The 17435-nt window shown below is 59.8% G+C and carries 16 protein-coding genes; 6 read left to right on the top strand and 10 right to left on the bottom strand.

Annotation, left to right across the window (positions count from 1 at the left end):
- Window positions 1-49: 49 nt before the first annotated feature.
- Window positions 50-955 carry a LysR family transcriptional regulator gene (locus tag BM225_RS00270; protein WP_072705960.1) on the top strand — a complete coding sequence of 302 codons (906 nt, stop codon included), beginning with the start codon at window positions 50-52 and terminating at the stop codon, window positions 953-955.
- Window position 956: 1 nt separating this feature from the next.
- Here BM225_RS00270 and BM225_RS00265 read toward each other — a convergent pair whose 3' ends face one another.
- The 3 genes from BM225_RS00265 to BM225_RS00255 form a co-directional block, all read right to left on the bottom strand.
- Window positions 957-1616 carry a hypothetical protein gene (locus BM225_RS00265; RefSeq protein WP_072705959.1) on the bottom strand — a complete coding sequence of 220 codons (660 nt, stop codon included), beginning with the start codon at window positions 1614-1616 and terminating at the stop codon, window positions 957-959.
- Between the two features lie 16 nt (window positions 1617-1632).
- The gene (locus BM225_RS00260; RefSeq protein ID WP_218157042.1) at window positions 1633-2322 is read right to left on the bottom strand and encodes a HupE/UreJ family protein; all 690 of its coding nucleotides are present in this window, start codon (window positions 2320-2322) and stop codon (window positions 1633-1635) included.
- 118 nt (window positions 2323-2440) lie between these two features.
- Entirely contained in the window at window positions 2441-3874 is a 1434-nt protein-coding gene (locus tag BM225_RS00255) for an MATE family efflux transporter (protein WP_072705958.1), read from the bottom strand.
- 257 nt (window positions 3875-4131) lie between these two features.
- On the opposite strand from BM225_RS00255, the gene BM225_RS00250 reads away from it, so the two are divergent.
- Window positions 4132-5319 carry an APC family permease gene (locus BM225_RS00250; RefSeq protein WP_092463767.1) on the top strand — a complete coding sequence of 396 codons (1188 nt, stop codon included), beginning with the start codon at window positions 4132-4134 and terminating at the stop codon, window positions 5317-5319.
- Between the two features lie 8 nt (window positions 5320-5327).
- Here the strand turns inward: BM225_RS00250 and BM225_RS00245 are convergent, their stop codons facing one another.
- Window positions 5328-6548: an MFS transporter gene (locus tag BM225_RS00245; protein WP_092463602.1), complete on the bottom strand. Its 1221-nt coding sequence runs from the start codon at window positions 6546-6548 to the stop codon at window positions 5328-5330.
- A 91-nt stretch (window positions 6549-6639) separates the two neighbouring features.
- Window positions 6640-7524 (bottom strand): DMT family transporter, encoded by an 885-nt coding sequence (locus tag BM225_RS00240; RefSeq protein ID WP_072705956.1) that lies wholly within the window; start codon window positions 7522-7524, stop codon window positions 6640-6642.
- A gap of 199 nt (window positions 7525-7723) precedes the next feature.
- On the opposite strand from BM225_RS00240, the gene BM225_RS00235 reads away from it, so the two are divergent.
- Both BM225_RS00235 and BM225_RS00230 read left to right on the top strand, forming a co-directional pair.
- Window positions 7724-8119, top strand: coding sequence for a VOC family protein (locus BM225_RS00235; protein WP_072705955.1), 396 nt, complete (start codon window positions 7724-7726; stop codon window positions 8117-8119).
- A 63-nt stretch (window positions 8120-8182) separates the two neighbouring features.
- On the top strand, window positions 8183-8917 hold the full coding sequence (locus BM225_RS00230; RefSeq protein WP_072705954.1) for a metallophosphoesterase family protein: 735 nt from the start codon (window positions 8183-8185) through the stop codon (window positions 8915-8917).
- Here the strand turns inward: BM225_RS00230 and BM225_RS00225 are convergent, their stop codons facing one another.
- Together BM225_RS00225 and BM225_RS00220 are read right to left on the bottom strand one after the other, a co-directional pair.
- Window positions 8918-9712: a DUF1194 domain-containing protein gene (locus tag BM225_RS00225; RefSeq protein ID WP_072705953.1), complete on the bottom strand. Its 795-nt coding sequence runs from the start codon at window positions 9710-9712 to the stop codon at window positions 8918-8920.
- Between the two features lie 68 nt (window positions 9713-9780).
- Window positions 9781-10593, bottom strand: coding sequence for an alpha/beta fold hydrolase (locus BM225_RS00220; RefSeq protein ID WP_072705952.1), 813 nt, complete (start codon window positions 10591-10593; stop codon window positions 9781-9783).
- Between the two features lie 48 nt (window positions 10594-10641).
- On the opposite strand from BM225_RS00220, the gene BM225_RS00215 reads away from it, so the two are divergent.
- Window positions 10642-10962: an ArsR/SmtB family transcription factor gene (locus BM225_RS00215; RefSeq protein ID WP_072705951.1), complete on the top strand. Its 321-nt coding sequence runs from the start codon at window positions 10642-10644 to the stop codon at window positions 10960-10962.
- Between the two features lie 52 nt (window positions 10963-11014).
- On the opposite strand, the gene BM225_RS00210 is transcribed toward BM225_RS00215, so the two are convergent.
- From BM225_RS00210 to dctP, 3 genes are all read right to left on the bottom strand, one after another.
- Window positions 11015-12370 carry a TRAP transporter large permease gene (locus BM225_RS00210; RefSeq protein WP_072705950.1) on the bottom strand — a complete coding sequence of 452 codons (1356 nt, stop codon included), beginning with the start codon at window positions 12368-12370 and terminating at the stop codon, window positions 11015-11017.
- A 3-nt stretch (window positions 12371-12373) separates the two neighbouring features.
- Window positions 12374-13687 (bottom strand): TRAP transporter small permease subunit, encoded by a 1314-nt coding sequence (locus tag BM225_RS00205; protein WP_072705949.1) that lies wholly within the window; start codon window positions 13685-13687, stop codon window positions 12374-12376.
- A 77-nt stretch (window positions 13688-13764) separates the two neighbouring features.
- Complete coding sequence (gene dctP, locus BM225_RS00200; RefSeq protein ID WP_072705948.1) at window positions 13765-14862, bottom strand: TRAP transporter substrate-binding protein DctP; 1098 nt, start codon at window positions 14860-14862, stop codon at window positions 13765-13767.
- 432 nt (window positions 14863-15294) lie between these two features.
- Here dctP and BM225_RS00195 point away from each other — a divergent pair, with 432 nt between their 5' ends.
- The gene (locus tag BM225_RS00195) at window positions 15295-17421 is read left to right on the top strand and encodes a patatin-like phospholipase domain-containing protein (RefSeq protein WP_072705947.1); all 2127 of its coding nucleotides are present in this window, start codon (window positions 15295-15297) and stop codon (window positions 17419-17421) included.
- Window positions 17422-17435 lie beyond the last annotated feature (14 nt).

Genomic DNA, 17435 nt, shown 5'->3' with positions numbered 1-17435 from the left:
GATAAGCTGCATCTGAATTTCCGATTCACCTGCGTATGAAGGAGGGGACATGCGCAAACCCGTTGATATCATGGCCACGGACTTCCGTGCGCTCGAGGTGCTGGTCCGTGTCTACCACCTTGGATCTTTTACCCGCGCAGCAGAGGAACTGGACCTGAACCAGTCGGTCGTCAGCTACACGATCGAAAAGCTGCGGGGGGTATTCGACGACCCCCTTTTCGTCCGCGAAGGGCGTCAGTTGATCCCCACACCGCGCTGCGAGGAAGTCGTAATAGCGGCGGGGGACCTGCTGGCCCAATTTGCGGGGATCACCGCGGCAGGTGCGTTTGATCCGTCTAGCAGCACGGACACGATCACCATTGCCTGCAACTACTATGAACGGGCGCTGATCATTCCCCATCTTGTCCACGCCATGCGCGCCGAGGCGCCGAACATCAAGATCGAGATCGTAGACGCGTCCTATCTAGGTCATGACAAGCTGATGCGAATGGAGGCAGACCTGCTGATCGGGCCATTTGTACAGCTTGGGGCGGCGTTCTACAGCCGCACGCTCTACGAGGACCCTTATGTCTGCATGATGGACCCAGCCAATCCGGCGGCCAAAGGACCACTCAGCCTAGAGCAATATCTCGCGCTAGAGCATGTCTACATCACGTACGGCGGCAATTGGAAATCGCGGTATATGCAGGTGCTTGAGGCGCAGGGGCACGCTCTGTCGATCGCCATGCGCACCCCCAGCCCTGCGGGCATCCGCAACCTGATTTCCGGCACCGAACTCGCCGTGACCGTGGGCGCACGTCTGTCGCGTCACTTGGGCGAAGGGCTGTTCCTCACCCCTTGTCCAGTCGAAGCTCCGGTCGCGATACAGATGGTTTGGACCGCACGCACCCACGAGTCAGCCATGCACAAATGGGTCCGAAACCACGTAGTACAAACCATTCGCGCCACCGCCTGAGTCACGGCGTGGCAAGGTATTCGTAGTCGCCACTCAGGTTCAGCGTCAGGGTCACGGGCACGTCAGATCGGTTGCGCCAATACCAGCCATGCATCCCCTCGAACGCGGCGGTCAACGCGCCCGAGCGCGCCGTCTTGTTCCGGTTCTTGTCGTAGCTGATTTCACCGCCAGCGCCGTCCCCGTGCATATCGTAATTCAGGGAACCGCCCTCTGCGCGCCATTCGAATTGCGCGGTCTGTCCCTTGAGCATTTCCATCTTGGCCTCGATGCCTTGATCCGGTTGCAGGGTGTAGGTCCATGTATCTCGCCACCCGTCTGACCCGGGCGCTTCGGGGACCTCGGACATCGGCGCAGCCCCACCCGCAAGCTTTGCATTCAAGGCCGCCAACTGGCTTTCAATCTCGGCGAGCCGCGCCAGTACCTGTGGGTCCGTGGCCGCTTCGGCCTCTGCCTCGTCTGCCAATTGCTTTTTGATCTCGCCCATCTCGGTCAGACCGATCTTGCGGCCAAAACCTGTCAGGTCGACCCCATATTCTGCGGGCAGCCACATCAAAACCAGCAGCGAACCCGCCGCCAGCGCAGCGCCCACAGTCGCACCAACCAGACCGCCGCCGCTGGCCTCGACCCCGCGAATATGGGTTTGGGATTTCGAAGAAGACATCGCGTACTCCGCCGCTTCAGGCCAGCACGTAGCCAGCGATTTGATAGCCCATCAGGGCAAAGCCCGCAGTCATCATCAGGACATTGACCGCATACGCCTGCCGCACAAAGGCGGGCCTGCGCCGCCAGCGCGTCATCACAGCCAAAATAGCAGCCAAGGCCAAGAGCCGCCCGATCTCGACCCCGACATTGAAGGACAGCAAGTTCACCCACAGCCCCTCTGGGGCGATGTCGTAATCCAGAATTTTCGACGCCAGACCAAATCCGTGCAGCAAGCCAAAAATCAGGGTCGCAATCCGCGTATCCGGCTGCACCCCGAACCACCTTTGAAACGCGCCCAGATTGTCCAGCGCCTTGTAGACCACCGAGAATCCTATGATCGCGTCAATGATATAGCTGTTGAGGCCGAAATCGAACCACACCCCCAGCAGCATGGTCGACGAATGACCGACCGCAAAGAGTGTCACATAGAGGCCGATCTCCTTCATCCCGTAGAGAAAGAAGATCACCCCAAGCAGAAACAGGATGTGATCGTATCCGGTTACCATGTGCTTGGCGCCCAAGTAGACGAACGGCACAATATGTGGGCCAGAAATTTCCTGAATGTAACCTTTGTCACCCTGCGCGACCGCATGGGCAAAGGCCGGATGGGCGAGGAGAAAGAAAACAAGCGCCAAACTGACCAGAGCCCAGACGCGCCCGCCCATTATGGGCCATATCTGTGGGCGATGGGTCTTGGCGGGCATTCGGGTGTCTCATCCTTGGCGCTTTCTGCCAGTCTCGACCAAGCGGGCGGACCGGGCCAGAGAGACGTTGGTCGAAGCCTTAGCCCCGCGCGCCATGGGCAGGGATGGCGCAGCGCGGATCCGTGCCATCCGCAGGACTGGACAGGCCGCTTTCGTCGATGCGCTGCCCGCGCCAGTTGCCAAAGATGTAGTACACGATTGCCATCAGCATGGTCGCCACAAAAGCGGCGGGGAAGCTGATCCAGATTGCGTCCGCGCCGTAGGTCGGCTGAAGCGCATAGATCAGGCCCAGTCGCACTGGGTAGAGGGACACCGTCAGGATCAGCAGCGGTACAATCACCTGCCCCGCCGCACGAACTGTGCCGAACAGCACCTGACTGACACCGAACGCCACAAAGCCCCAAGTCGCCACACTCAGGATATGTTCGGCGATGTCCATCGCGCCCTCGGAACCGGTCAGAAACACGCCCAGCGCCAAGCGGTCCGCCAAAAGCAACAGCACCACAAGTCCACCGGTAAGCGCAAAGTTGAACCCTATTCCGGCGCGGGTGATGCGGGCGACACGCTCCATCTTGCCCGCGCCAATGTTTTGAGCCGCCATCGCCGATACTGCGCCGCCCAAGGCCATGGCCGGCATCTGCACATAGGTCCAGATTTGCTGAGTCGCGCCATAGGCCGCGGTGGTGTCCACGCCCTCGGCATTGATCAGACGCAGCACAGTCAGCGCGGCCGTGGTCACAACGATCATTTGCAAGCCAATCGGCAGCCCCTTTTGCACCATCATACGCAGGATCACCGGATCAGGGCGCAGATATGCCAATTCCTTGCCTCGCAGCCGCAGGGGTAAATCGCGCGCGTAGATATACGCAAGCATCGCCGCCAATGTCAGGTAGTTGGCGACAGCCGTCGACAAGGCCGAGCCCGCAATCCCAAGGGCAGGCAACGGCCCGAGGCCCAGAATGAACACAGGGTTCAGCATGGCCCCCAACGACACCGCCATGATCATGAAGCGCAGAGGCGTGGTTGCGTCGCCCGCCCCGCGCAGGGTCATCATCAGCATCGTCTGGATCAAGAGCGCGGGCACCGCGACAAACGTCAGCTGCAGATACGCCCGCGCCAAGTCCCGAATGTCCTGAGCCGTGCCCAGCAAATCCAATAGATGTGGCGCGAGGAAATAGCCTGCCACAGCCACAAGCGTGACCAAGGGCAGAAAGCTGCCAACAGCCGTCCCGACCACGCGGCGCGCTCGGTCCGTATTGCCAGCCCCCACGGCCTGCCCCACAAGGATCGTTGCCGCCATTCCAAAGCCAAAAACAAAGCTGGTCAGCAAAAACATGATCAGGTTGCCGTTCGTGGTCGCGGCCAAGGCCGCCTCTCCCAGCAGGTTGCCGACCCACGCGCTGTCAATGGAACCGTTGGCAGATTGCAGGACAGAGCTGCCCAAAGTCGGAAGCGCAAAGAGCAGAAGTCGGCTGGCGATCGGCCCTTCGGTCAAAGGTCTGTCCTGCGCCATAACTCAGTCTCCTATCCGTGCGGCCTTGGGCTCTTTGAGGTGTTATGTGTGGACAGACACACGGCTTTCAATCACGCTTAGGGGCGCAAACGCCGCACACGGGATGTGCATCAAGTGCCTCTGAAAACGGGAACTTTTCCTACCCGCCCTGCGGCTTTGCGTCCCGCGCAGTGGGCGTGTCGCGGCCTTGCATGAGCTTGGCGCACGGGGCTATCCCCTTGGAACGATTGCCCGTAGGCCTTATGGACGAGTCCCCGATGCAGAACTTTCTGATCCTTCTAACCACGGTTGCAACGGCGGCAGTGCTGATGCACCCGCGCGTGGCCAACGCACCGCTTTGGCGGGCGACCATCACGCCCCTCGCCTCGATCATCGGTAGTGGATTTCTGGTGCTGGGACCGATCCTCAAGGAGAATTACGGCGCCTACGCCCCACTGATCATGCTGGGGCTCTGCGCGGCGGCCTATCTCTTTGGCGGGGCGATCCGGTACAATATGGCCAGCCTTGCAGCCCGCACGCGTGGCGGAACCGAGCGGCGACTAGAGACGCTGGCCTCTTGGATGTTGGCCTTTGCCTACGTGATCTCGGTTGCCTACTACATCAATCTCTTTGGCTCCTTTGGCGTCAGTCTGACTACGGTGGACGACGCCTATCATGCGCGCCTCTTGGCAAGTGCGCTGTTCGTCCTGATCCTGCTGGTAGGATGGACCCGAGGGTTCGCCGCGATGGAGCGGCTAGAGCAGATCTCTGTGGGCATCAAACTGGCGATCATCATGGGTCTGCTCTGCGGGCTTGCGCTGTATTTCGGCGAACAGGCCAAGGCGGGCGCATTGTCAGCGCCCCCTCCGACCTTGGGGCTCTGGGGCGCGATCACGTTGGGCTTTGGCCTGATCGTCACGGTCCAAGGGTTCGAAACCTCGCGCTACCTGACCCACGTTTATGATTGGCGCGTCTGCACGCGATCAATGAAGGCCGCACAGGCCAGTTCCTCTGTGATCTATATGGTCTACATCGCGCTCCTGACCTACGCCCTGCCCGCGATGGCCATGTCCACGAATGAGACCGCCATCATCGACGCGATGGAGATCGTTGCGCCCATCCTGCCGCTTTTGCTGGTTGCTGCCGCCCTGAGTGCGCAGCTCAGCGCGGCCGTCGCAGATACCAGCGGCTCTGGCGGTTTGGTCGAAGAGTTGACTGATGGCCGGATTTCGCCCCGCCAAGGCTATGCAGTTCTGGTGGGCATCGGTCTGGTACTGACGTGGACGACGAATGTCTTTCAGATCATCAGCTACGCGTCGCAGGCCTTTGCCGCCTATTACGCCCTGCAAAGTGCGATCGCGACGGTCCATTCTATACGGCAGCAAAACACAGTCCGCACGGGGATGTATGGTGCAGCGACAGTGTTGGCGGGGCTGATCGTGCTATTCGGGCGGCCGGTGGAGTAAGACGCGCCCTAAACCTTATCCTGCACCGCAGGCTTCGGCACGGCGGGCCATAAACGTAGCGCCAAAGCGACGCCGATGATTGCAACGCTCGCGAGCCCGACCAAGGCCGTCACCGCCCCGAACCCCGACATCAACCAGCCCGCCAAGGGGTAGCAGATCAACCAGCAGGCATGGGACAACGCAAACTGCGCCGCAAATAGCGCGGGCCGATCCGCCGATCCCGCCGACCGGCGCAGCAATCGGCCCGATGGCGTCTGAACGCAGGCCCAGCCCAAACCGCTTAGCAGCCAGCCGCCAAGAAGCGCGGCCCAACTCAGCTCCGATATCATGATAACCGCAGCAAGTGCCAAGAGCGCAGCGATCATTAGCCCAGCCCCCAGCAGCATCACTGGACGGTCTGTCATGCGGTCCAGCACACGCGGCAACGCCAAAGCCGCGAGCATAGACCCCGCCCCATAGGCGAACATCGTCCACGCCAGCGCCTGTTCATCTAAACCCAGCACGCCGCGCACCAAAACCACCGAATTGATCAGAACCATCGCGCCCGCCGCAGCAGCCGTTAAATTCAAGGCCAACAGCCCTCGTAACCGAGGGGTCTGCAAATACATCCTGATACCGCGCGTGGTGCGCTCGTACACGCTGCGCTGTGGTGTCGCCGTAGCGATGGGCAAAGCGGTCGTCAGCACCAGCACCGCTGCGCCCAGAAAACCAGCCGTCGTTCCCCAGAACAGCCCGTTCGACGAAACCACCATCAACAGCAGCGCGGCGATGGTCGGGCTCGCAATATTCTCGAGATCATGGGCCAGTCGCGACAATGACAGTGCGCGCGTGTACTGCGCCTCGTCCGGCAGAACATCGGGGATCGTGGCTTGGAACGTCGGCGTATAAGCAGCCGAGGCCGACTGCATGACAAAGATCAGGCCGTAAATCTGCCAAACCTCGGTGACAAAGGGCAGGCATGCGGCGGTCAGTGCTCGGATCAGGCTCAGACCCACCAACAGTTTTTTGCGATCCCACGTCCCGACAAAGGCCCCAGCGACAGGGGCTATTCCGACATAGGCGATCATCTTGATTGTGAAAACGGTGCCCAGAACCATTGCGGCCCCGCCCCCTGCCAGATCATAGGCCAAGAGCCCCAAGGCGACAGTCGCCAGACCCGTGCCAAGCAGGGTGACTACCTGCGAAAGGAACAGATGCAAATAGGTGCGATTGCGTAGAACATACAGCATGGCAAACCTCGGGCGGGGGCTTCAGGCCATCCTACGCGCATAGGGCCCGCTTGGCGCAAGTCATGAAATAGCAGGCTTGCGCGCCAAGCGTTTAGTCGCTGTCCGACTTACGTTCCCGCAAGATGGTAAAGACACCGCTCAGGATAATGATCCCCGCCCCGACAAAGGTTACTCTGTCCGGCACCTCGTTCCAGAACAGCCAGCCCAGGCCCGTGGCCCAGACCAGTGCTGTATAATCGAGCGGTGCCACCACTGCCGCCGGGGCCAGCCGGAACGCTTGTGTCATCAGGGTCATTCCAGCTGTGCCAAACAGCGCGATGCCTGCAAAGAGCCACAGATCCTCGGCCCGCACGGCTTGCCAAAAGAACGGCACGATCCCCGCACTCAGCACCACCCCAGCACCAGTGAGATACAGCAGCAGGGTCCACACACTCTCGGCGCTGTCGACGAAACGCGCGCTCAGCATCAGCAGGGCGTAGACAAAGGCGGTGGCAACGGGCAACAGCATGACCAGTTCGAACGCCGCCGTGCCCGGCCGTACGATCACCAGAACGCCCGCAAAACCGACCAGCACGGCAGACCATCGCCGCCAGCCCACTTGCTCCTTGAGGAACACAGCCGAGATCGCTGTGATGAAAAGTGGGGCGACAAAAATGAGCGCTGTCGCCTCGGCCAGCCCCAGATACCGGATGCTGGTAAAGAACAGGACCGTCGCTCCGATCCATAGGATGCCGCGCAAGAGATGCGCCATGGGCGTGCGCGATCGCAAGGCTCCTGCACCGCCCATGCGCCACGCGATCAGGATGGCAAAAGGCAGCGCAATCAGATTGCGCAAGAACATGATCTGGATCGGTGCATAGTGCTGGGTCAACGTCTTGGCCATGGCATCACTGACACACAGACTGGCCACGCCGATCGTCATCAGGGTGATCCCCACGGCGGCGGTATCGACAGACTTTTCAGTGAGTGCGGTCATGGAATGCCCCCCTTGCAAGCTGCCACCCTAACAGACGCCCGCCGCTTGTCATACAATTTGATCATATTGCGTCCCGCACAGGTCAGCCTATTGAAATCGCGGAAAAAAGAAATAGCCCGAGCGCGGAGGCACGGGTGGCCCTTGGGCGCGTGTCTGCGTAGGGTGCGCGCAACACGACCCAAAACAAAGGACCCGCCCCATGGCCAAAGCCATCCATTCGATGATCCGCGTACTGAACGAAGAACGCGCGGTTGCCTTCTATGAAAAAGCGTTTGGCCTGACCGTGGCTGACCGTCTGGACTTTGCCGATTTCACGCTTGTCTACCTGAGCAATCCCGAGTCCGACTTCGAACTGAAACTGACCGTCAACAAAAGCCAGAGCGAGCCCTACGATCTGGGCAACGGCTACGGCCACCTTGCTGTGTCAGTCGAAGATGCTGCCGCAGAGCACGCCCGTTTCGAAGCCGAAGGCCTGTCCCCCCGCAAGCTGGTCGATTTCGCACCCGGTGGCGAAGTGATCGCACGCTTCTTCTTTGTGCAAGACCCCGACGGTTACGAGATTGAGGTGCTACAGCGCGCCGGCCGCTACAAATAATCGCGGCCCGTTGGTGCGGGGCTGTTAGAATGTCCGGCAGTCCCAAGCGCACAGGAGGCCCATGTGAAACTTGCTGTCATCGCCGATATCCACGGAAACTCAGACGCCTTGAGGGCGGTTTTGAACGACATGGATCGGCAAGAGATCACGCAGGCGGTCAACCTTGGCGACCACTTCAGCGGACCGATGGATGCCGCTGGGACCGCTGAACTGCTGCTGGCCCGTGATTTCCCGTCGATCCGCGGGAACCACGACCGCTGGCTGATCGAAACGCCGGCAGAAGAGATGGACACGCTAGAACGCATTTCCTCTGCTCAACTCTTGGCTGACCACATCGACTGGCTGCGTGGCTTGCCCGCGACACGGACGCTTGGGGATATCTTCTTGTGCCACGCGACACCCACAGACGATTTGACCTATTGGCTCGAGCATGTGTCCCCTGACGGGTCTGTCAGGCCTGCCACCTTGCCGGAAATCGAACCTCAAGCCGCAGGGATCAAGGCAAGCCTGATCCTGTGCGCGCACACTCACATACCGCGCTGCGTTCGTCTGCCGGACGGGCGCACAATACTGAACCCCGGCAGCGTCGGCTGTCCGGCCTATAAGGACGACGCGCCGTATTATCACGAAATGCAGACAGGCTCGCCGAACGCCTCTTACGCCATTGCGGAACAGACAAGGCAAGGTTGGGACGTGACCTTTCGCTCGGTGCCCTATGATCCGGCCCGCATGATTGCGATGGCGCATGACAACGACCATGACTGGTGGGAGACAAGGCTCGCGACTGGCTGGGTGTGATCAGGGCTGTGCCCAATCCATTCTACGCTGCTCCCAAATCTTTTCGCCGACGAGGCAATCGGACGGATCACGCAAGGCGTACTGGATTGGTTGCACAACCTCGGTCATGGGCAAGGACGCGATTTCCAACACCAGTTTGCGGCGCACCGCTTCGGCGAAATCCTCCCAATTCAGGACGGGGATCACAAAGGAACCAGGCCCGCCGATCACGCAGGTTTCGTAGTAGTAATCCAGATTGTCGAGATGCCATTGGGTGCCCATGCCCTCTTTAGTCATGAGCGGTAGGCCGTTGATCACGATCCCTTCGGCAACCACGGCATCACGCGTTGGGACGACCGGACGGCCTTGATTGTTTGGGCCATCGCCAGAGATATCGATGACTTTGCGCATGCCCTCGTATGAATTGGACTGGATGAACTCTGCCCCGAACGACAACGCCTCCGAGATCGAGGTCCGGCGCTGCCCAATCGTAAAGGAATTCAGCAGCGTGTCGGCAAAGCCGTTCAGATCCTCTTGGCTCTCAATCACAGTCCAGTCGATGATCACATTCTGCGATCCAGCCCATTCGACGTAGCTGAGCGCCACCTTTTGCAGAAGACCCGAGCGCACCGCCGCATACACGCCAGCAGACCGAAGCGCAGCCGCATATCCCTGCCGCTGGATCTCCAACTCGTTCTGGGTCATCGAGCGGGACACATCGACCATGAGAACCAGCTCTAGGTCGACCTCTATGGTTTGAGCCTGTGCAGGCAGCGCCAGCCACGCGGCGGATAGAAAGGCGAAATGTCGATGCATAGTGAAAGCGTCCGGCATCGACCCGCGATTGGTCAAATCACAAAGAAATTAACTCGCCCGCCCGCCAACTAGGCAATCGTACGCAAAACCGCAGCGACGATGGCCTCTGGGGCGTCCTCTTGGACCAAGTGCCCTGCGTTTGGGATCGGGGTCATCGGGCGGGCGGTGAGACGGCTGGCCAACTCTTGGCCCTTGGCCATCGGGATCCACCCATCCTCGGCCCCCCACAGAACGGTCACAGGGCAGTCCATGCGGTCATAAAGACCTTCAACCTCGTCGGTAAAGCGTTGATCCATCTGGACAATCTGGCGGTAGAAGGCGGGCTGCCCCACGGGCCCCGTCCAAGGGGCCGCGTAGATCTGTAGCGCCTCTTCGGACAGGGGAACGTGAGCAGCTGTTTGCAGATACGCCCGCAATAGGGCGTCGTGCATGTAGGCTGGCATCCCCGCAAACGCAGCCTCGTGCTGACGCACATGCTGCACAAAGGGCGAGCCCCACGGCGCCAACGCCACTGCGTCGAAAATGGTCAGGGACGCATAGCGCAGACCGTCCAAATAATAGCCACGCAAGGCAGTCGCGCCGCCAAAATCATGGGCAAGGATGTCGGGCCGCTCTAGCCCCCACTCCTGCAGCAGACCTGCCAGAATCCTGTTCTGCACTCCTAACGAGACATCCTGATCCGCCCTCATTTCTGACTGCCCATAACCCGCGAGGTCGAAATAATAGACCGTCCGCCGATCACAAAGATGCGGCACAATCCGCCGCCAGACCTGCGACGAGAACGGCGTGCCGTGGATCGCGACCAAGGGCGGCCCCGCCCCTATTTGACCCCACCGAATAGCGTTGCCTTCGATCAAGGATGTGTTGGGCAGATCAAGCATCGTCCGACTCGCATTGTCATTTAGCTAATTAACTATATGATTGCCGTCATGGAGCGATCAACACAAATCAAATCAATGGCGAGCGAACAGCGGCTAAAGATTTTGCACCTGCTGGCCCGTCCGGCAGACCATTTCGGCGACCAGTGGTCGGCGGACCCTGCGGAGTTCGGCGTATGCATGACCTTGATCGCCGAGGCATTGGGCGTCTCGCAACCCACCGCCAGCCGTCATCTCGACATCCTGAAGCAAGCCGGTTTCATCACCGTGCAGCGCCACATGAAGTGGTCTTATTGCAAGCGGGATGAGACCGCGATCAGCGGCTATCTAGAGTGGCTTCGTGTCGAGTTGGGCGTAGTGGCGGAAATATAAAAGCGGGGCACCTTTCGGCACCCCGCTCACTAAAACTGTTTGGGTCTGTCAGTTAGCCGTAGACCAACCGTGGCAGCCACGTGACAATCTGCGGAAAGACCATGCAGAGCACCAAGCCCACGATCTGCAAGAACAGGAACGGCAGTGCCGACTTGAAGATATCGCTCATCGGAATCTCGGGCGGTGCAACGCCCCGCAGATAGAACAATGCGTAGCCAAAGGGCGGCGACAGGAACGACATCTGCATGTTCACGAGGTAAAGAACCCCGAACCACAGCACCAAATCCTCGGGCGTTTCCAGACCAAAGGCCTGCGCGCCGAGCGCCTTGATGATCGGCACAAAGATCGGGACACAGAGCAGTAGAATGCCAACCCAATCAAGGAACATACCCAAGATCACCAGCAGGATCTGCATCAGGATCAGAATGCCCCACGGACCCAAACCTGTGGCCGCCAATGACTCTTGCACGAACTGCTGTCCCCCTTCGAGCACGTACAGTCCCACAAAGATGGTCGCGCCAAACATGATCCAGATGACCATGGCAGATGCCTTGAGCGTGGTCACACAAGCTTCGCGGACTGTGGGCCAGTCCAGCTTCCGATGAATCGCCGCCACAATGAATGCGCCAAAAGTGCCGATCCCCGCAGCCTCGACCGGAGTTGCCACGCCAGAAAAGATGATCCCCAGCACCACGACCACCAACGTGATGGGTGCGGCCATCTTGCCAACCAGACGCAGTTTCTCGGCATTGCTTACACGCTCGTCTACCGGAATGGCCGGACCAAGAGCAGGGTTAATGTAGCTGCGGACGACCACGTACATCATGTACATCCCCGACAGCAGTAGGCCGGGAATGACAGCGCCGATGAACAGCTCGCCCACCGATTGCTCGGCCACCACAGCGTAGATGATGGCAAGGATCGACGGCGGGATCAGGATGCCCAGAGTGCCCCCAGCCATGATAGAGCCCATGGCGATCTTGGGGTCGTAGTGCCGCTTGAGCATGGCAGGCAGCGCGATGATCCCCATGGTTACCACCGCCGCGCCGATGACGCCGACCATCGCCGCCAGAATGGTAGACGCGATGATGGTTGCCGCCGCAAGGCCGCCTTTGAGCCCGCCCATGACCTTGTAGATCACATCGAACATGTCGTTGATGATCCCTGCCCTTTCGAGCATGGCCGCCATAAAGATAAACAGCGGAATGGCCGACAGCTGGTAGTTCGTCATCAGCGGGAAGATCCGCGAGGGCACAATATTCAGCGCCCGCGCATCCCCGAGGATGAACAGAAACACGCAAGCCAGACCACCCGTCACAAAGGCCAGCGGCAGACCCGCCATCAGCAGCGCCAAGAGGCTGCCGAACATGATCAGCGTGAGCCACGCAATCTCGATTTCGATACCCATAGCTCAGTTCCCCCGCGCAATTTCACGGATGTCTTTCGACAGTTTCGAGATGCCCTGCAGGACCAGCAGCAGGCCGCCCATCACCATGACCCACTTCATCGGCCAGAGCGGAACTTCCCATTCGTTGAAGCTGATTTCACCCCAGCGAATATTGGGATCGGTCCACTGGTTCAGTCCCATTCCGCCGAACATCTCGCCAAGGCCGATCTGGCCTCGTGCCCAGTCCGAGACGACCGAATTCCCCGAAGGCACGGCAATCGCGTCCATGGCAAAGATCCAGCTTGTGACAAGCAAGGTGCCCGCAAAGATGAAGAAAAAGATCGAGGTCACCAAATCGACCCAAGCTTTTTTCGGTCGGGACATCGGCGCATAGAAAATATCCACGCGCACGTGGCTTTCGGTCAGCATCGCATAGGCGCCTGCGATCAGGTATTGCATCCCGAACATCAGGTACATCGCCTCGTGGGCCCAGTTGGTAGGCGAGCCAAAGACGTAGCGCGCGATCACTTCGTAGTAGTACACAAAGACCGCGATCACAGCCCAGTATGAGACGAATTCCCCGCAAAAGAGCGAGAGACGGTCGATCCAATTTTCGGCGTAGTCCTTGTCTTTCTTGGGGCCTTCTTCCGCCTCGGCGGCAGCAAGCGCTTTTTCCGCTTCAGAGATTTCCTCTTCGCGGGGCAGTTGCGCATTGGCGCGGCGCACCAGTCCCGGCAACAGCACCAAATCCACCGCCAAAAGAGCGAGCAACAAATAGAACGCGTAGCCCGCAGAGTTGTCCCATGACTGCCGCGTGGCCGCTGCGGCATCACGCTCGGGTGTCATAGTGTCCAGTGTCGCGCGTGCCTCTTCGAGGCGCTCTTCGCCCTTGGAAATTGTATCTTCTGCGCGGGTCAAACGGCGCTCTGCCGACTTTTTGGCAAAAGAGCCTTCTTCAGCGGCCGCAACGGCAGCCTGCAATTCTGCCAGACCCTCTCTGGCTTCGGTGACGCGACCTTCTTCGCGGTCCAGAACCCGCTGCGCAACGCGCAACTCGTTTTCGAAACCCGAGAGAATGGTCCGCGCGTCATGGGTCTGCGCGTTTGCGTAGAGAATGAAGAGAAAGACTGGCAGGTACACCAGTCCCCACAGGCTTTTGAGATAGAACCGATGCAAGCCAAGAATACCGCCCGTCACAGCGATCATGTAACCAAGCGGCAAGGTAAAACGTTTCTGTGTTGGCTGGGGACGGCGCGACAAAATCATCGCGATGATCGGAAAACCGATCAGGCCGATCCAGTACAACCAATGCGGCAGCGTAAAGCTGAGCCCCGGCATGGCGTTCCTCGTTTATTGAGACAGACAAAAGGCCGCCCGGATGATCTCCGGGCGGCAAGTCGGGCGCTGTTCCGCGATCAGAGCTTCAGTTCGAGCCCCTGCGTCAGCGCCGGGTCTACGTAGCCCAGCGAACCGGACATCATGTAGTCCAGCTGGATTTTGAACACCCGCGCCGCTTGTGGGTCGCGGTTGGCGTAGTCGTACCAGATCGGCACTGCGACCTCGGTCATCAGTTCCACGTCGTCTTGGCTCAGGCGGGTGACTTCGGTGCCATCCGCCTCGAACTTGCCCCAAGCCTCTTGGTCCGCCTTCTGAATCGCAGCGTGGTGCATGTCGGAGTAGACGTGGGTTTCCATTTCGACGAACTGCTGCATCTGGGGCGACAGCGCGTCCCACGCGGCCTTGCCCACGGTGATGTCCATGATGTCCACGGGCTGGTACAGCGACATAAAGCCCGGAGGGCCCATGACGATGTAGTCGGTGACTTGGCTGAACCCGAGCGCGTAGTTGACCGCAGGGCCCACATAGTCGGCCACGTCGATGGTGCCCTTTTCCAGTGCGGGGAAAATTTCAGAGCCAGGCAGAACCGTCGTCTCGGCCCCGATCGCGGTAAAGATTTCGGCAACCATCCCGCCGGGCAGACGCATCTTGCGGCCCGCGAAGTCGTCGATCGAGCGGATCGGCACCTTGGAGTGGATGATGTTCGGGCCGTGGTGGACGGGGCCGACAAAGTGCAGACCCTGCGCCGCATAGAGTTCGCGCGCGATGTCGATGCCGCCAAGGCCGTAGTAGAAAACGTCGAATTCGTGGGGATTGCGCAATCCCAGCGGGATCGAGGTCAAGAAGGTCGCCGCCGGAATGATGCCCTGCGCGTAGATGGTAAAGGGGTTCACCGCCTCGAGCACGCCGTTCTTTACCGCGTCATAAAGTTGGAAGTCGCCGACAACGTCATTCGCGCCAAAGGGGGTAAAGGACAGCTCCCCACCTGTCTTTTCCTCGATGGTGGCGCACCAGTCCTTGAAAATCTGAAGGCCCGCGCCACCTGGCCAGCTGGTCTGGATCTTCCAGTTGGTGCCTTTGGCCTGCGCGCCTGCGATATGGGGTGCAGCCAGCGTCGCAGCCCCTGCGCCCGCCAATGTGCGCAGCGCGGCGCGCCGTGTCGTAACTTTGGTCATATGATTTCCTCCCTTTGCTTGCCAAAGGGGCCAGTCTCCTCCACTCGCCCCGCCGACACCGAAGAAGGTAACGCAGCACAACCAAATTTGTATACAAAATTTAACAGGTATCAATTTTTCGTGCACAAGATAGCGATAACGCCGCAGGGCCGCATGCACAAAGCGACGCAAGATCAGTGGTATAGTGACAACGCAGCGAAATAAAAAACTTACAGGATGCAGTGCAGCACAGAGCCTTTGCTGGCGGGTTTCGCCTGTGAGCTGAGTCGTAGGCCAGCCTATTTGGTCGATCAATCTCGCCTCTTCTGCGGAGGAAGTGCAGCGGTGCCGCATGAAAGCGCAACAATCAAATTCCAGAATAATCCTTCCCAACAGGCGATTAATTTCGCACCATCCGACTATTGATCCGCCATATTTTTAAGGACTTTTCTGATGGAAAGCGATTTTGACCGCGACGCGGAGGGCACGCCTGTTTTTGTCATCGGGCTCACCATGGCGGGTGCAATCTCTGCCGGTGCCTATACGGCAGGCGTCGTAGACTACCTGATGCGCGCGATGCATGCCCACAACAAACGCGCCGGCACGCCCGGCGGCCCCAAACACAAAGTAATGGTCAAAGCGATCTCGGGCGCCTCTGCTGGCGGCATTTGCGCCGGACTGATTGCGACAAACCTGTTGGCTGTCGGCCGCAATGGCGCGCCGGACTGGGACACGCCACAACCCCTGCCGTATCCTGGCGGCGAAACAAAACTGGTTCTGGACCGCATCTACAAAGCATGGGTTCAAGACATCAAAATGTGGGACGAAGGGTCGAAAACCGGCCTGCTCGCTATGGAGGATTTGGACGACGCCGATCGCAAGACGTTGGACCAAGAGGCGGCGGGCCTAGAAGCGGCTGGTGCGATCTCTGCCCTGAACGGTCACCACCTGGATGATGTGGCCAAGGCCGCGGTGGGCGGGATTCCGGCGTGGACCGCATCTGATGCCGGCTATGATTTTCTATCTTCAGAACTCGAACTCTTTCTGACCACGACAGCGATCAATCCCACGGTCTACGAGGTGACCTTTGGCGGCAACGCGCCCTTCAAGATGTCGCAGCACGGTATTGTACGGCACTTCTGCGTCGAAGGCTTGGGGTCAGGCCCGCAGCTGCCCTCGCCGTGGCTCGTGTCTTGGCGCGATACAGGGATCAGACTGAACCCGCGCAACGCCCCGTCGCCCTTGCCACTGGACAGCGCGAATGGCGGCGGTTGGACAAAGCTCACGGTTTCGAGCCTTGCCACGGGGGCGTTTCCAATGGCGCTCGCGCCGCGCGTCATCGACACAACCCCTTGGGAAATGGGTGGGCTTGGCGGCCCTGATCGCACCAGCCAAGGCGGCGCCCTGCCCTACGATCTGGACGCGCGATACACGGCCCGCCCCTATTTCGGCCTAAATGCGGTCGAGACGCGTGCACCCTATGTTGCGCTGGATGGCGGCGCTGTGGACAACGAACCCTTTGCCTATGCCCGTTACGCGATCCGCAAGGGCGGGCCTGACGCGAGCGGCGCGCTACAACTTGACCCGAACCCCCGCACCGCCAAAGAGGCGCACCGCGCGGTTCTGATGGTCGATCCCTTCCCCGAGGGCGATACCTTTAGCGTGTTAGACCCCCCGCGCCTGCTCAAGATGCTGGGGATCGCCGCCGTTGGAAAACGACTACAAAAGACGCTGGTCGGTCAAGCGCGCTTCAAACCTGCTGAACTTCTGCAAGCCCAAGACCCCGAGGTCCATTCGCGGTTCATGATCACGCCGCGGCGCGGCTCGGACGGCAGGACCGACGGCATTGGTGCAGGCGCGATTTCTTGCGGATTGCTCGGTGGATTTGGCGGATTTTTGGACGAAAGTTTCCGCAAGCACGACTTCGTTCTGGGTCAGCGCAACTGCCAATGGTTTCTGAAGCGCCACTTTGTTCTGGACCCAGAAAATGCCGTCTTGGGCATGTCGGGTAGCAGCGCGACTGAACCTGTCCGCATCATTGATCCGGGGCCTGACAGCGACCTGACCCCCGAGATCCATCTACATGAATGGCCGCAGATGGCAGGGTCAGGATTTGACGCAATGGTTGCTCAGCTGGACACGCGCTTGAAGAAGCTGGGGAAAGTCGAGATCGACAAGCTGTCCTCCAAGGGAGCCATGGGGTTTGTTCTCAAGACCGCCTGGTCCAATTTCACGGGGCTCAGCCTGCGCAGCATGTTGGTGGACACGGCCAACCGCGCGATGATGGCTGACCTGATCCTGCGCAATCAACACGCGGACTATGCCGCCTATTCCGACGCAGAGCGCGTATTGTTGGTGGGCCTGATCCGGCAGGGCGACACACCCATCTCAGCCGCTGATCTGGAGTCCTATGTGGTCAACGCCCAAAGCTCCGAGGAATTGGACGCCCAACTGCCGCAGGTCGAGCTGCCCAAACCTCCGGACATCGAATTCTTCTTGAAGCGTCAAGAAAAGAAAACCCCGGTCACGCGCAGCCTGAAAAGCATGTTCGGAACGCCGAAATTCTACTTCAAAGTCTGATCCAACAACAAAGG

This window comes from Donghicola eburneus, assembly GCF_900115865.1.
Lineage (GTDB): Bacteria > Pseudomonadota > Alphaproteobacteria > Rhodobacterales > Rhodobacteraceae > Donghicola > Donghicola eburneus.
Note: the sequence above shows the minus strand (reverse complement) of the source record. Positions and strands in the feature narration are given on the sequence as shown.

What these genes read in the sequence shown, in the direction of transcription:
- BM225_RS00260 (WP_218157042.1), bottom strand. Translation starts at nt 2,322, where the DNA reads ATGGGCGGGCGCGTCTGGGCTCTGGTCAGTTTGGCGCTTGTTTTCTTT.
- BM225_RS00225 (WP_072705953.1), bottom strand. Translation starts at nt 9,712, where the DNA reads ATGCATCGACATTTCGCCTTTCTATCCGCCGCGTGGCTGGCGCTGCCT.
- BM225_RS00205 (WP_072705949.1), bottom strand. Translation starts at nt 13,687, where the DNA reads ATGCCGGGGCTCAGCTTTACGCTGCCGCATTGGTTGTACTGGATCGGC.
- BM225_RS00240 (WP_072705956.1), bottom strand. Translation starts at nt 7,524, where the DNA reads ATGACCGCACTCACTGAAAAGTCTGTCGATACCGCCGCCGTGGGGATC.
- BM225_RS00235 (WP_072705955.1), top strand. Translation starts at nt 7,724, where the DNA reads ATGGCCAAAGCCATCCATTCGATGATCCGCGTACTGAACGAAGAACGC.
- BM225_RS00250 (WP_092463767.1), top strand. Translation starts at nt 4,132, where the DNA reads ATGCAGAACTTTCTGATCCTTCTAACCACGGTTGCAACGGCGGCAGTG.
- BM225_RS00270 (WP_072705960.1), top strand. Translation starts at nt 50, where the DNA reads ATGCGCAAACCCGTTGATATCATGGCCACGGACTTCCGTGCGCTCGAG.
- BM225_RS00245 (WP_092463602.1), bottom strand. Translation starts at nt 6,548, where the DNA reads ATGCTGTATGTTCTACGCAATCGCACCTATTTGCATCTGTTCCTTTCG.
- BM225_RS00255 (WP_072705958.1), bottom strand. Translation starts at nt 3,874, where the DNA reads ATGGCGCAGGACAGACCTTTGACCGAAGGGCCGATCGCCAGCCGACTT.
- BM225_RS00210 (WP_072705950.1), bottom strand. Translation starts at nt 12,370, where the DNA reads ATGGGTATCGAAATCGAGATTGCGTGGCTCACGCTGATCATGTTCGGC.
- BM225_RS00215 (WP_072705951.1), top strand. Translation starts at nt 10,642, where the DNA reads ATGGAGCGATCAACACAAATCAAATCAATGGCGAGCGAACAGCGGCTA.
- dctP (WP_072705948.1), bottom strand. Translation starts at nt 14,862, where the DNA reads ATGACCAAAGTTACGACACGGCGCGCCGCGCTGCGCACATTGGCGGGC.
- BM225_RS00265 (WP_072705959.1), bottom strand. Translation starts at nt 1,616, where the DNA reads ATGTCTTCTTCGAAATCCCAAACCCATATTCGCGGGGTCGAGGCCAGC.
- BM225_RS00220 (WP_072705952.1), bottom strand. Translation starts at nt 10,593, where the DNA reads ATGCTTGATCTGCCCAACACATCCTTGATCGAAGGCAACGCTATTCGG.
- BM225_RS00195 (WP_072705947.1), top strand. Translation starts at nt 15,295, where the DNA reads ATGGAAAGCGATTTTGACCGCGACGCGGAGGGCACGCCTGTTTTTGTC.